Source organism: Cellulomonas sp. GbtcB1, assembly GCF_019091725.1.
Lineage (GTDB): Bacteria > Actinomycetota > Actinomycetes > Actinomycetales > Cellulomonadaceae > Cellulomonas.
On record NZ_JAGXJG010000035.1, the window covers coordinates 13,561 to 27,252 of the forward strand.

Sequence of the window (13,692 nt, forward strand, 5' to 3'; positions counted from 1 at the left end):
TCGCGGCGTCCGGCACCCACCGCGTGCGTCCGGCGGCCCATCGCTAGGCTCGGCCCCGTGACGACGCTCATCGCCGAGGACCTGCTGCTCCTGCTCCTGGACGACGTGAAGGGCACCCCCACGTCCAGCTACCTCGACGTCGCGCTCGGCGGCGCGCTGCTGCTGGAGCTCGCCCTCGCCGAGGCCGTCCACGTCCGGGAGCGCACCAGCGTGTGGTCGTCCGCCAAGGTCGGGGTCACGCCCGGCGCGGTCGTGTCCGACCCGGTGCTCGCCGAGGCGCTCGGCCGGGTCGCCGAGCGCGAGCGGTCCGCCTCCGACCTGGTGACCCGGCTCGGCAAGGGCACGCGGGACGCGCTCACGGCCCGGCTCGCGGAGCGCGGGGTGCTGCGCCGGGAGGACGACCGGGTGCTCGGCCTCTTCCCCCGCACGCGCTGGCCCGAGGCCGACGGCCGCCACGAGGACGAGGTCCGGTCGCGTCTGACCGCGGTGCTGGTGCAGGGGCTCGATCCCGACCCGCGCACCGGCGCGCTGGTGGCGCTGCTGCACGCGGTGGGCGCGGCGCAGTCGGCCGTGGACTGCGGGGGAGTGCCGGCCCGCGACGTGCGCCGCCGGGCCAAGGAGGTCGCGGAGGGCACCTGGGCGGCCAAGGCGGTGCAGGACGCGATCACGGCGTCCACGGCGGCGATGTCCGCGGTGATGGCGGCCACGACCGTCGCGGCGACGGCCGGCAGCTGACCCGCTGCGGCGATCCCAGCGCGCACCGCCAGTTCGGTGGTCCCAGCCCGGTTCGGACGCTGTCGGCACCGAACTCGGCGGAAGCCACCGAACTCGCCCGGGACTCGGCCTCCGTCCTCGGAAGGCGCGCGCCGTCACGCCTCCGGCGTGTGCTCCGGGAGGAGCTCCTCGATCGCCGCGACGACCTCCGGCGCGTCCGGCAGGACGCGGGGGCGGAACCGGCGGGCTCGGCCGTCCGGCGCGACCAGGAACTTCTCGAAGTTCCAGGTGATCCGCCCGGCCTTGCCGGTGTCGTCGGGCACCTCGTGCAGCGCGCGGTACAGCGGGTGGGCGTGCCGGCCGTTGACGGGGGTCTTCTCCAGCATCGGGAACGTCGCGCCCCAGGTGGCGGAGCAGTACTCGGCGATCGCCTCGGACGAGCCGAGCTCCTGGAGGAACTGGTTGCTGGGCACGCCGACGACGGTGAACCCGCGCCCGCCGTAGGACCGGTGCAGCGCCTCGAGCTGCTCGTACTGGGGTGCGAGCCCGCACCGGGACGCGACGTTGACCACGAGGGCCACGCGCCCGTCGGTCAGGGCGCCGAAGGTGGTGTCCTCGCCGCGGAGGGTCCGGACCGGGATGTCGTCGATCTGCACGCGCTCACCCTGCCACCGGCGGGCCCGGCTGTCAGGAGACGCGGCCCTGGATGAGCTTGTGCCAGTAGATCAGCGGCTCCAGGTACCGGTCGAACACCAGCAGGCTCGAGCGCGGCCGCGCGAGGTCGACGACGGGCAGCGACGGCTCGGGCCGGCCCGTCCGGTCGAACTCGGCGAGCAGCAGCCGGCGGCGGGAGGTGGTGACGGGCGCGACCGAGTAGCCGTCGTACCGCCGCATCGGGCGCCCGGTCCGGCGGGCCTGGATGTTGCGCGCCACCACGGGCACCTGCTTGCGCAGCGCCCCGCCGGACGGCAGCGTCCCGACGGTCGCGGCGTCGCCGAGGCCCCACACGTTCGGGTGTGCCACGTGCTGCAGGGTCTCCGGGTCGACGGCGACGAACCCCTCGCTGTCGTCGGTCGCCAGGCTGCTCTCGGCGATCCAGGCGTACGCGCGGTGCGGCGGCGCCAGGTACAGCGCGTCGTAGCCGAGCGTCGACGCACCGTCCGGCCCCTCGAGCGCCAGCGTCCGCCCCTCGGCGTCGACCGAGCGCACCGTGGTCCCGACCCGGACCCGGACGCCGTACGCCGCCGCCGCGTCCCGCAGCCGGCGGTCGGCCGCCTCGTGCCGGACCAGCTGCGGCCCCTCGACCAGCAGTTCGACCTCGATGTCGTCGAGCACGCCGGTGCGCCGCCACACGTCGACCGCGGCGAACAGCGGCTTCAGCCCGACGGGGGCGCACGGCACGTGCCGGTCGGAGATCGCGAAGACGGCGCGGCCCGAGCGGAGCGACGACAGCATGGTCCAGGTCTTCTCCGCCTGCTCGGGCAGGTAGCTGGTGGCGGCGTGCGCGGTCGCCACCGCCTCCCGCGAGCCGGGGACCGCGTCCCAGTCGACCTCCGAGCCGGGGCAGACGGCGAGGTCGCCGTAGCCCAGCTCCGTGCCGTCGGCGAGGAGGACGACCGACCGCGCCGGGTCGACGGACGCCACGGTGCCCGCGTACCGCCGGACGCCCGACGGGACGACCTCGTCCTGCGGCCGGCGCAGGTCGGCGAGGGTCGCGGTGCCGGACGCGACGTACGACAGCAGGGGCCGGTAGTGGTGCACGGACCGCGGCTCGACCACCGCGACGTCGCGGCAGCCGTCCCGCCGGAGTCGCCCCGCGAGGGACAGGCCGGCGTTGCCGCCGCCGATGACGAGCACGTCGTGCCGCCGGGGACCGCTCATGTGTGCACCACGCTCCGTGCGTCGGGTTCGGACCCGGCCACGCTAGGCGAGCGCACGCCGGCCCGCCCGGCGGGCCGCGGCGCCCGGGCGGAGCCGCGCATCGCGGGTCACGGACCGGACGCGGATGGACTTCTGAGGTAAGCCTTCGCTAATGTCCCGGTTCGTGCCCGTGAACACCGCCGCGATGGCCGCCGCCGACGTCAGCATCGGCTACGGCGGCGACCCCGTCGTCACCGGCGCGAGCGTCGAGCTCGCCGCCGGCCGGGTCACGGCGCTGGTCGGGCCGAACGGCTCCGGCAAGTCCACGCTGCTGCGGGGCATGGCCCGCCTGCAGCGGCTGTCCGCCGGCCGGGTCACGGTCGCCGACGGGGACGCGCACGCGCTGTCCGCCCGGGACTTCGCGCGCCGGGTCACGCTGCTCGCGCAGTCCCGCCCGACGCCCGCCGGCATCACGGTCCGGGACGCGGTCGAGTTCGGCCGGCACCCGCACCGGCAGGGCTGGCGGGGGACCGACCCCGAGGGCCGGGCGGCGGTGGACCGCGCGCTGGAGCTCGCCGGGATGGCGGACCTCGCGGGCGACGACGTCGACGCGCTGTCCGGCGGCCAGGTCCAGCGGGTGTGGTTCGCGTCCGCGCTCGCCCAGGACACGGGTGTGCTGCTGCTCGACGAGCCGACCAACCACCTGGACCTGCGGTACCAGGTCGAGGTGCTGGAGCTCGTCCGGGAGCTCGCGGACGCGCACGGCGTCGCGGTCGGCGTGGTGCTGCACGACCTGGAGCAGGCCGCGGCGGTCGCCGACCGGGTGCTGGTCCTGCACGGCGGCCGCGTGGTCGCGGACGGCGCACCCGAGGACGCGATGACCTCCGCGCTGCTCAGCGACGTGTACGACATCGACATCGAGGTGCGCACCGACGCGGGCACCGGGCACGTCAGCGTGCACGCGCCGCGCCTGCTGCTCCGCCGCGTGGCCGGCCGGGCTCCCGGTCGCCGCACCGACGAACCCGCGGACGCGCCGGCCGGCGCCCCGCACCCCGCCCCGGTCGGCGCCTGACGCGCCGCCACCGACTCTCTCTCCACCCGCCGCGCCTCCCCGCGGCCGAGGGCGCGACGCGCGGGCGCCCACTTCTCCCGCGCAGACACGAGGAACGATGACCACCCGACGCACGCTCACGGCGCTCGTCGCCGTCGGCGCGGTGGCCGCGCTGGCGGCCTGCGGCACCACCGACGAGCCGGCGGCCGAGACCACGGGCACCGCCGCCGCGGGCGGCCCGGTCTCCATCACGGACGACCGCGGCGAGACCGTCGAGCTCGACGCCCCGGCGACCCGGGTGGTGTCGCTGGAGTGGATGCAGACCGAGATGCTGACGTCGCTCGGCGTCACCCCGGTCGGCGCCGCGGACGTCGCGGGCTACACCTCCTGGGTGGGCACGGTCGTGCCGCTCGAGGGCGAGCCGGAGGACGTCGGCACCCGCGGCGAGCCCTCGGTCGAGGCGATCGCCGGCCTGGAGCCGGACCTCATCATCGGCGTCACGTCCTCGATCCCCGAGGGCGCGCTGGAGCAGTTCGAGCGCATCGCGCCGGTCGCGCTGTTCGACGGCGCCGACGCGTCCGACCCGCTCGGCTACGTCGAGGACACGTTCCGCAGCGTCGCGACCCTGGTCGGCGCCGAGGACGAGGCCGAGCAGGTCGTCACCGACACCGAGGCGCACATCGCCGAGAACGCGCAGAAGATCGCCGACGCCGGTCTGGAGGGCACGCCCGTCGTGTTCGCCTCGCCGTACGCCGAGGGCGCGAACGTCACGGTCCGCATGCACGGCCCGCGCACGGCGTTCCAGGCCGTCGCCACCGAGATGGGTCTCGGCTCCGCGACCGAGGACCCGGGCGACGACGCGTACGGCCTGTCCTACGTCGACGTCGAGGGCCTGACGGCGCTGCCGGCCGAGACCCGGTTCCTCTACTGGGGCAACGACGACGAGGACGACGTCGTCGAGACCGTCCTCGCGAGCAACCCGGTGTGGCAGTCGCTGCCGTTCGTGCAGCAGGGCCACGTGTACCGCTCGGGCGTCGGCATCTGGGCCTACGGCGGCCCGGAGTCGCTGGCCGGCTGGTCGGACGACCTGGTCGCCCAGCTGACCGCCGAGTGACCCGCACCCGCACCGCCCACCCCTGAGGGACACCGTGACCACCTCGCCCCCCGCCACCGGCCCCGTCGCCGCCGCCGCGCCCCCTGCCGCGCCCGGCGCCGGACCGGCGGGCGGGGGGCGCGGTGCCGCGCGCGAGCAGACCCCGGCCCGGCGCCAGCCGGTGCGGCTCGTCGGCGCGCTCGTGCTCCTGGTCGTGTGGCTGGTCGCCGCAGCGGCGTGGCACCTCACCCAGGGCACCGCGGACGTCACGGTCGGCGAGCTGTGGCGGGCGCTCACCGGGCAGGGCGGCCTCGACCAGGCCGCGGCGGTCGTCACGGCCTCGCGGCTGCCGCGCCTGGCGGCCGGCGTGCTGGTCGGCTGCGCGCTCGGCGCCTCGGGCGCGGCCCTCCAGGGCATCGCCCGCAACCCGCTCGCCGCACCGGACACCCTCGCGGTCAACGCGGGCGCGCACCTCGCCGTCACCGCCGCCGCGGTCGTCGGGGCCTCGCTCGGCGCCCTGCCGGGCGTGGCGGTCGCGTTCGCGGGCGGCCTCGCCGCGGCGGGTGTGGTGATCGGCCTGTCCGGCGGCCCGGCCGCCTCGCCGGTGCGCCTGGTGCTCGCCGGCACCGCCATCACGCTCGGCCTGTCGTCGGTGACGCAGGCGCTGCTCGTGCTGTTCCCCTGGGAGACCCAGGGCCTGTTCGCCTGGGGCGCGGGCTCGCTCGGACAGAACGGCATGGGCACCGTGCGCACGGTCGCGCCGGTCGTGGTCGTCGCGTTCCTGGGTCTCGTCCTGCTGGGCCGCCGGCTCGACCTGCTCGGGCTCGGCGACGACGCCGCCCGGTCGCTCGGGGTCGACGTGGCCCGGACCCGCCTCGTCGGCGTGGTGCTGGCGGTGCTGCTCGCCACCTGCGCCGTCACGGTGACCGGCCCCATCGGGTTCGTCGGCCTGTGCGCGCCGCTGCTCGTGCGGCTGCTCGCGACCTGGGTCCGGCCGCTCGGCCGGCACCGGCTCCTGATCCCCGCGGCCGCGGTCGCGGGGACTGCCCTCGTGCTCACCGCCGACGTCGCGCTGCGGGCCGTGTTCGGCCCGATCTCCGGCGTCACCGTCCCGACCGGCGTCGTGACCAGCCTGATCGGCGCCGTCGCCCTGGTCGTCCTGGCCCGCCGGGCGCGCGCCGCGCTGGAGCCCGACACGCTGGTCACGCTGCGCGCCGGCAGCGCCCTCGCCCGCCGCGCCCCGGCCCTGCTGCTGGGCGCCGGGGTGCTCGTCCTGGTCGGCGTCGTCGTCGCGGGCGTGCTGCTCGGCGACTCGACGGTGCTGCTCGGCGACGTGGCGAACTGGCTCGCCGGCAAGGCGTCGGTGCGGCTGGACATCATCCTCGACTCCCGGGTGCCGCGGGTCGCCGCGGCTCTGCTCGCCGGTGCCTGCCTCGCCCTGGCCGGTGCGCTGGTGCAGACGGTCACCCGGAACCCGCTCGCCGACCCCGGCGTCCTCGGCGTCGCGCACGCGGCCGGCCTCGGTGCGGTCGTCGTCATCGTCCTCACGGCGGCGCCGTCGTTCGCGCTGGTGTTCGGCGGCGCGCTGGTCGGTGCCGTCCTCGCGGGCCTCCTGGTGTTCGGCGTCACGGCGGGCACCGGCATGGCGTCGGGCCGGATGGTGCTGGTCGGGCTCGGCACCGGCGCGGCGGCGAGCGCGGTCACGACGCTGCTGCTGGTCCGCACCGACCCGTGGAACCAGAACCGCGCGATCACCTGGCTCGGCGGGTCGACCTACGGCGCCGGGACGCCGCAGCTGGTGCCGATGGCGGTGGCGCTGGCGATCGGCGTGCTGGTCGTCGCCCGCACGCACCGCGACCTCGACCTGGTCCAGGTCGACGACGTCACGCCGCGCGTGCTCGGCGTCGACCTGCCGCGGTCCCGATCGCTGCACGTCGGGGCCGCGGTGCTGCTGACGGCCGCGGCCACGGCCGCGATCGGACCGGTGGTGTTCGTCGGGCTGGTCGCGCCGCACGCCGCGCGGATGCTGATCGGCAAGCGGCACCGGTGGACGCTGCCGCTGACCGTCGTGCTCGGCGCGGCGCTGGTCTGCGTGGCCGACGTGGTGGGACGGACGGCGATCGCGCCGGCGCAGCTGCCCGCGGGCCTGGTCACGGCCGTGGTCGGGACGCCGTACTTCCTCTGGCTGCTCTGGCGGATGCGCGCGACCTCGCGCCGCTGACCGCGGTCAGGCGCCCGGGCGGGACCCGGGGGTGCCGTCGTCCGCCGCGGGGCCGCCGTCGCGCAGGCCCTGCTCCCGGGCGCGCAGGTCGGCCTCCCAGTCGCGGAGCATCCGCTCGTGCCGGTCGTCCGAGTCGCGCATCCCCGCCAGGAACTCCGGGTCGTCGTCCGGGCCGGTCGCGCGCGGGCGCTCGTACTCGGGGAACCCGGCGGTCGCGGTGCTCGGCCAGGGCACCGACCGGGCGGTCGCGCCCCGCTCCGGTCGTCCGGCGACCAGCCACGCGATCCCGCCGACGAGCGGCAGGAACACGATGAGCAGCACCCAGGCGGTCTTGGGCAGGTTGCGCACCAGGACCGAGTCCGTCTGGATGCAGTCGATCAGGCAGTAGACGAGCAGCCCGAGCTGGATCAGGACTGGCAGCACGCGGATCACGGCGGGGACCTCTCGTCGGCGGTGCGGAGCTGTCGGCGGACACCGGAGACGGTAGGGGAGCGAGCACCACCCTGTCCGGGAAATGGCGGATCGTGCGCCGCCGGCTCGCCCGTCTGAGTGGCGGCTGTGCGCCGCGGGGCGTAGAAGGGGTGCTCCGGACCCACGAACGGCAGGAGCCTGCGATGGCGCAGCGCACCCCACGGCACCGGCACGCCCCGGGGAGGACCGGTGTGCGCGCCGCGGCCCCCGCGGCGGCCCTCGCGCTCGTGCTGGCCGGCGCGTCGGCGCCCGCCGCGGCACCCCCGGCCCGCGCGGCCGCCGAGGTCCCGGTCGGCGACGCGCGTTTCACCGGGGGCGGTCCGACGTCCCCGACCGGCGCCCCCGGGACCTTCACCAACCCCGTCAGCGCCGGCTTCGCCGACACGTTCGCCGACCCCGCGGTGGTCCGCGGCCAGGACGGCTGGTGGTACGCGTACGGCACGACCGACCCGCTGCGCGCCGGCGAGGGGACCCGGCACCTGCTGCCGGTGTCCCGGTCCGCCGACCTCGTCGCGTGGGAGTACGTCGGGGACGCGTTCACCGAGGACACCCTGCCGTCCTGGGCCGACGCCGACCCCGCGCACCCGGCCGCGCTGTGGGCCCCCGACGTGCGGTACGTCGACGGCGAGTACCGGCTCTACTACGTCGTCACCGAGACCACCGTGACCGCGGGGACCGGGGACTCGGCGATCGGGGTCGCCACGGCGCCCACGCCCACCGGTCCGTGGACCGACGCGGGTGCCCCGGTCGTGGACCCGCGACCCGGTGGCAACGGCGCGCCCGACGACTTCCTGTGGACGTACGACCCGTCGCACGTCGTCGGCCCCGACGGCACCGAGCACCTGGTCTACGGCTCGTACTACGGGGGCGTCTGGGTCACCGAGCTGGACGCGACCGGGACCCGCGCGGTCGGCGAGCCGGTGCAGCTGGCCGTCGACAACAAGTTCGAGGGGGCCTACGTCGTCCGGCGCGGCGGGTACTGGTTCCTGTTCGCGTCGACCGCGAACTGCTGCGCCGGCCCGACCACCGGGTACAGCGTGCAGGTCGGGCGGTCGACCTCGCTCACCGGGCCGTACGTCGACCGCGAGGGCGTGCCCCTGCTGCAGTCCCGCGCGGGCGGCACGCCGGTGCTCGCGCCGAACGGGAACGCCTGGGTGGGCACGGGCCACAACGCGGTCGTGACCGACCTGGCCGGGCGGGACTGGATCGTGTACCACGCGATCGACCGCGGGCAGCCGTACCTGGACGGCACGGACGGGATCAACCGCCGCCCCATGCTGCTGGACCGGCTCGACTGGGTGGACGGCTGGCCGGTGGTCCGCGCGGGCAGGGGTGCGTCGGACGACGCCCAGCCCGCACCCGCCGCGGGCGGGCGCGCGGTCGCGGGCTTCGAGGACGGGCTCGGCGCGGGGTGGCGGGGCGACGCCTGGCGGGCCGTCGGCGGCGATCCGCAGGGCGGTGGGCACGCCGTGGCGGTCGGCGCCGGGGCCTTGCTCACCCGGTCCCGGCTGCCCGGCCCCGTGCGGGTCGAGGCCGACGTGCGGCTGAACCCCGGCGCGTCCGGGGGCGTCGTCGCGGGCTTCGGCCTCGGGCGCGGGGGCTCCCCGGGCGGGTCCGCGGCGGCTCCCGGCCCCGCGGGGGTGCGGGGCGCCGCCCGCGTCGGGACCGGGGTGAGCGCCGTGCTCGACCCCGCCGCCGGCGAGCTCGTCGTCCGGTCCGGGTCCGCCCGGGCCGCGGTCCCGCTGCCCGACGGCGTCGACTGGTCGACCTGGCACGCCGTGGTGCTCGAGGTCGAGGGCCGGCTCGCCCGGGCGGAGGTGAGCCAGGCCCGGCTCGGCGACCCGCTGGCCGTCGTGACCCTGGACCTGCCGCAGCGGCTGCGCCCGGGCGGGGCGGGTGCGGTGGCGCGGACCTCGGGCGTGCACGTCGACGACCTCAGCGCCGTCCCGCTCGCCCAGCCGGTCAGCGACGTGGAGCCGCTGCCGTCGACCGGGGAGCTGGTGGACGAGGTCACCTTCGACGAGACGCCGGGCGGGGACCTCGGGGCCGGCTGGACCGCGGTGCGGGACCCGGCCGTCACGGTCGCGGACGGGGCGCTGGTGTGGCCCGTCGAGCAGGCGGACCTGACCGGCACGGGGAACGACGCGGGCGTCCTGCTGCGGGACGTCCCCGACGGCGACTGGACCGCCGAGACCGCGGTGTCCGTCGACCTCGGCACCGACGACGTGCGCAACTACCAGCAGGCGGGGCTCGTGGCGTACGCGGGCGACGACGAGTTCGCCCGGCTGTCGCACGTCGCGATCTGGAACACCCGGCAGACCGAGTTCGGGCGGGAGACGCCCTTCGCGGGGCGGCTGTCGTACGGCGGGACCATCGTCGGGCCGCCGGGCGACACCACCTGGCTGCGGCTGGTGCACCGGACCGACGACTCGGGCGAGCACGAGGTGCGCGCGCTCACCAGCACGGACGGGGCGACCTGGGTGGCCGGCGGCGTGTGGACCTTCCCGGCGGGCACCGACCTGCGGGTCGGGCTGGTGGCGCACGGGTGGGACGGGGCGGCGCCGCGGGCGACGGCCCGGTTCGACCACCTCCGGGTCTGGGCGGACTGAGTCCGCGTGAGACTGGGTCCGTGCGCGACGACCCCGACCTCGGCCCGGCGACCGACCTCGCCCCGGCGATCGACGACGACGACCCCTGGACCGCGCTGGCCGAGGACTGGGCCGCGGCCTGGGGCGGCTTCGCGGGCCCGGCCCGGCAAGCGCTGCTCGACGCGGCCGCCGTGGGGCCGGGCACCCGGCTGCTCGACGTCGGCTGCGGGACCGGCGAGCTGCTGGCAGACGCCGCCTCCCGGGGCGCGGCTGTGGCGGGGGCGGACGTCGCGCCGGGGATGGTCGCCCGCGCCCGCCGCGCGGCCCCCGCGGCGGACGTGCGGGAGGCGGACGCCGAGGACCTCCCGTGGCCGGACGCGGCGTTCGACGTCGTCACCGCGGTGAACGTGCTGCACCTGGCCGACGACCCGGTCGCCGCGGTCGCGGAGGCGGCCCGGGTGCTGGCGCCCGGCGGGGCGCTGGCGGTCTGCGGCTGGGCGGAGCGGGACCGGTGCGAGCTCGACGCGGTCGAGGCCGCCCTCGCGGCGGACGACGGCGAGGAGCCCGGCCCCGAGGGGCCGCTGCGCCGCGAGGCCCCGGTGCGGACGCTGCTCACCGGCGCGGGGCTGGTGGTCGAGCACCTCGCGCTGGTCGACGTGCCCTGGACGGCTCCGGACGCAGGCGCGCTCGTGCGGGGGCTGCTGCTCGGGGAGGACGCCGAGGGGCTCGCGGCGCGCGGGCCGGTGGTGGTCGCGGCGGCGGCTCCGTTCCGGCTCGCGGACGGGTCGTACCGGTTCCGGAACGCGTTCCGGCTCGCGCTCGCCCGCCGGCCCCGCTGAGCGGCCGACGGGGCCTCAGGCCCCCGGTGCGGCGGCGGCGACCGCCGCGAGGTCACGGACCGCGTAGCGGTGGTGCTCCCACTCCTCCTCGAGGACGGTGTGCAGGCAGGACAGCACGGTCTCCCGGTGCTCGGGCGCCCACGGGTTCGGCCGGGTCCCCGCGAGGTCGGCGTCGGTGACGTCCGCCAGGTAGTCGCGCACCATCGCCACGCGCTCGGCGCGCACCGCCAGCACCTCGTCCCACGCCGGGGTGCCGTCCGCGAACACCGACGGGTCGTGCCCGTCCGCCGCGTACTCCACGTTCGGCTGCCCGAGCCGGTGGTACGGCGCCTCGACGCCGAGCACCGCGCCCCGGAGCCAGGTGTCCGTCGCCATCACGAGGTGCCGGAGCGTCTGCGCGAACGACCACTCGCCGTCGACGGACACGTCCACCGTGCCGGCGGGCAGCGCGGCGACGCGGTCGAGGGTGGCCGCCCACGTCCGCTCCACGGCGGCCCACGCGGTGCGCAGGCCCTCGGGGTCCGCGGCGCGGCGCAGGGACCGCCCCGGGAACCGCCGGTCCAGCTCGGCGTCCACGTACGGGGCGACGTCCACGCCGTTCACGAGCAGCGAGCCCCCGTCGAGCAGCCAGGGCGCGTCGATGTCGGCGCCGTCGATCTCGACGCCGCGCATCACGACGCGGGACAGGTCGGCGCGGACGAGCCGCGCGCCGTGCAGGTCGGCCGCGACCAGGCGCGCGCCGCGCAGGTCGAGCGGGTCGGTCGTCGTCATGTCGTCCCCCTGGGTCGAGGCTCGCCGGGGGACCAGTCAAGGCCCGCGGCGGGTGGCCGCGCCAGCCCCGGGCCGGCCCCGGGCCGCCCCGGTCCGGCCCGGACGCGTCACCCCGGCGCGTGCGCCCGCAGGAACTCCCGCACCGCCGCCGCGGCCTCGGCGCTGTCGAGGTGCAGCCCGTGCCGCGCGCCGGCGACCGCGACGAGTCGGGCACCCGGCACCGCCGCCGCCAGCCGCTCCGCGGACGCGAGGCGTGCGAGCCGGTCCTCGGTGCCGTGCACGACGAGTGTCGGCGCGACCACCGCCCCGAGGGCGCCGAGCGCGGCGTGCTCGGCGCTCGCCCGGTACAGGGCGCGGAGCGTCGGCCGGTCGGCGTCGAGCGCGAAGAACGTCCGCACCTCGTCGGGGTGCCTTGCGGCCCAGGCGTCGTCGAAGAACAGCCGGGTGCGGGCGGCGCCGTCGCCGGCGAGCAGCAGCCGGTGCGCCTCGGCGTCCCGCGGCACCCCGTCCGACGCGCCGGCGCTGGTCGCGAGCAGCACGAGCGACGCGACCCGGTCCGGCGCGTCCACCGCGAGCCACTGCGCGATCTTGCCGCCCATCGAGTGCCCGACGACCTGGGCCGTGGCCACGCCGGCGGCGTCGAGCACCGCGCGGACGTCCCGGGCGAGGTCCCGGGTCGTCAGCCCGTCCGGGACCCGGCCGCCCGGGCCCGGGTCCGTGCCGGCGACCCCGCGCTGCTCGGTGCGCAGCACCCGGAACTCCGAGGCGAGGTCGGCGGCGACCCGGTCCCAGCCCGCCATCGCGGTCGCCTGGCCCTGGAGCAGCAGCACGGGGCTGCCGGCGCCCTGCTCGCGCCAGCGCAGCCGCGTGCCGTCGTCCGCCGTCGCGGTGCGGTCGCCGGCCGCGGGGGACGAGGTGAGGGACGGCGCGGGGGTGCGGGCGGGCTCGGGCGGGGGTGCGGCGGTCACCCGCGCGACGGTAGCCGAGACCGCGCGCGTCCGATCGGGTGAGCCGCCCCGCACGGACCTGCCGCCGTTCGGGTGAGCGGTTGCCGTGCGGGCCGGACGGAGCCTGGCACGTCACGGAGTTCACCCGCACGCGAGCCGCGCCCCGCGCCTGGACACGGCACCATCGGGCCATGCCGACGGTGGAGCAGACGCCGCACGGGGACCTGCGCGCGCAGCTCGCCGTGGCGCTCCTCGTCGTCTCCGTGCTCACGGCGCTCGGCGGCCTCACGCCCGTCGACCCGCAGACGCCCACCGGCCGGTGGGCGGTGGCGGCCGCGGCGTACGCGCTCCTGGCGGTGCTCGCGGTGACGCTGCCCGCGCACCCGACGAGCACCGAGGTGGTGCTCGTCGCCGGCATCGTCGTCGCCGGGGGCGTGCTCGCGAGCTGCCGGGCGACCGAGGGCGTGGTCGTCTTCGCGCTCGGCGTGATCCTGGCGGGGCAGCTCGCGGCGTACGTGCTGGACACGCGCCGCGCGGCCGTGGTGGTGGCGGCCGCGGCCTCGACGATCGCGGTCGGTGCCTGGCTGGCGGTCGCGCCGGTGCACGCCACCAACATCGTGAGCATGGCGACCCTGTGCGTGCTGTCCTGCGTCCTGCTCGGGTGGCAGGGCCACCGGCTGCGCGAGGCGGGCGGCACCGACCACCTCACCGGGGCGCTGACCCGCGGGCCGTTCTACGCGCGGCTCGACGCGGCCCTCGCGCGGGCGCGCCGGCGGGGCGAGCCGCTCGCGGTGGTGGCGCTCGACATCGACGACTTCCGGCGGGTCAACGACGCGCACGGGCACCTCGGCGCCGACGACCTCATGGCCGACCTGGTCGCGCACTGGCACGCGGAGCTCGACCGCGCGGGGTTCGTCGGGCGGCTCGGCGGCGACGAGTTCGTCGCGGTGCTCCCGGGGCACGGCGAGGATGCGGCCCGACGCTGGGCCGCGCTGGCCTGCGCGTGGACCCCGCTGCCGTGCAGCGCGGGCGTGGCGGTGCACGAACCGGGCGACACCGCCCGGGACCTGCTGGTGCGCGCGGACGCGGACCTGTACGCCGACAAGCACGACCGGAAGGCCGGCGCGCCGGCGTAGC

General features: G+C 77.6%; 12 protein-coding genes. 7 read left to right on the forward strand and 5 right to left on the reverse strand.

Annotation, left to right across the window (positions count from 1 at the left end; translation table 11 throughout):
• Positions 1-57: 57 nt before the first annotated feature.
• Positions 58-735: a GPP34 family phosphoprotein gene (locus KVT14_RS13085; RefSeq protein WP_217616063.1), complete on the forward strand. Its 678-nt coding sequence runs from the start codon at positions 58-60 to the stop codon at positions 733-735.
• Between the two features lie 134 nt (positions 736-869).
• Here KVT14_RS13085 and KVT14_RS13090 read toward each other — a convergent pair whose 3' ends face one another.
• Both KVT14_RS13090 and KVT14_RS13095 read right to left on the reverse strand, forming a co-directional pair.
• The gene (locus KVT14_RS13090) at positions 870-1,370 is read right to left on the reverse strand and encodes a glutathione peroxidase (RefSeq protein ID WP_217616064.1); all 501 of its coding nucleotides are present in this window, start codon (positions 1,368-1,370) and stop codon (positions 870-872) included.
• Between the two features lie 31 nt (positions 1,371-1,401).
• Positions 1,402-2,595: an NAD(P)/FAD-dependent oxidoreductase gene (locus KVT14_RS13095; protein ID WP_217616065.1), complete on the reverse strand. Its 1,194-nt coding sequence runs from the start codon at positions 2,593-2,595 to the stop codon at positions 1,402-1,404.
• 184 nt (positions 2,596-2,779) lie between these two features.
• On the opposite strand from KVT14_RS13095, the gene KVT14_RS13100 reads away from it, so the two are divergent.
• The 3 genes from KVT14_RS13100 (at position 2,780) to KVT14_RS13110 (ending at position 6,939) form a co-directional block, all read left to right on the forward strand.
• Positions 2,780-3,646, forward strand: a complete 867-nt coding sequence (locus KVT14_RS13100) for an ABC transporter ATP-binding protein (protein ID WP_254630888.1) — start codon at positions 2,780-2,782, stop codon at positions 3,644-3,646.
• Positions 3,647-3,743: 97 nt separating this feature from the next.
• A complete protein-coding gene (locus tag KVT14_RS13105) occupies positions 3,744-4,739 on the forward strand; it encodes an iron-siderophore ABC transporter substrate-binding protein (protein WP_217616067.1) in 996 nt (331 codons plus the stop codon).
• A gap of 34 nt (positions 4,740-4,773) precedes the next feature.
• Positions 4,774-6,939 (forward strand): iron ABC transporter permease, encoded by a 2,166-nt coding sequence (locus KVT14_RS13110; RefSeq protein ID WP_217616068.1) that lies wholly within the window; start codon positions 4,774-4,776, stop codon positions 6,937-6,939.
• Between the two features lie 6 nt (positions 6,940-6,945).
• Here the strand turns inward: KVT14_RS13110 and KVT14_RS13115 are convergent, their stop codons facing one another.
• Entirely contained in the window at positions 6,946-7,371 is a 426-nt protein-coding gene (locus tag KVT14_RS13115; protein ID WP_217616069.1) for a PLD nuclease N-terminal domain-containing protein, read from the reverse strand.
• Positions 7,372-7,553: 182 nt separating this feature from the next.
• On the opposite strand from KVT14_RS13115, the gene KVT14_RS13120 reads away from it, so the two are divergent.
• The gene (locus tag KVT14_RS13120) at positions 7,554-10,019 is read left to right on the forward strand and encodes a family 43 glycosylhydrolase (protein WP_217616070.1); all 2,466 of its coding nucleotides are present in this window, start codon (positions 7,554-7,556) and stop codon (positions 10,017-10,019) included.
• Between the two features lie 20 nt (positions 10,020-10,039).
• Positions 10,040-10,837: a methyltransferase domain-containing protein gene (locus KVT14_RS13125; RefSeq protein ID WP_308161062.1), complete on the forward strand. Its 798-nt coding sequence runs from the start codon at positions 10,040-10,042 to the stop codon at positions 10,835-10,837.
• Positions 10,838-10,852: 15 nt separating this feature from the next.
• Here KVT14_RS13125 and KVT14_RS13130 read toward each other — a convergent pair whose 3' ends face one another.
• Together KVT14_RS13130 and KVT14_RS13135 are read right to left on the reverse strand one after the other, a co-directional pair.
• Complete coding sequence (locus KVT14_RS13130; protein ID WP_217616071.1) at positions 10,853-11,608, reverse strand: DinB family protein; 756 nt, start codon at positions 11,606-11,608, stop codon at positions 10,853-10,855.
• A gap of 107 nt (positions 11,609-11,715) precedes the next feature.
• Positions 11,716-12,576 (reverse strand): alpha/beta fold hydrolase, encoded by an 861-nt coding sequence (locus KVT14_RS13135; protein ID WP_217616072.1) that lies wholly within the window; start codon positions 12,574-12,576, stop codon positions 11,716-11,718.
• Positions 12,577-12,746: 170 nt separating this feature from the next.
• Between KVT14_RS13135 and KVT14_RS13140 the strand changes: the two genes are divergently transcribed.
• Positions 12,747-13,691 (forward strand): GGDEF domain-containing protein, encoded by a 945-nt coding sequence (locus KVT14_RS13140; RefSeq protein WP_217616073.1) that lies wholly within the window; start codon positions 12,747-12,749, stop codon positions 13,689-13,691.
• The last annotated feature ends 1 nt before the right edge of the window (position 13,692 follow it).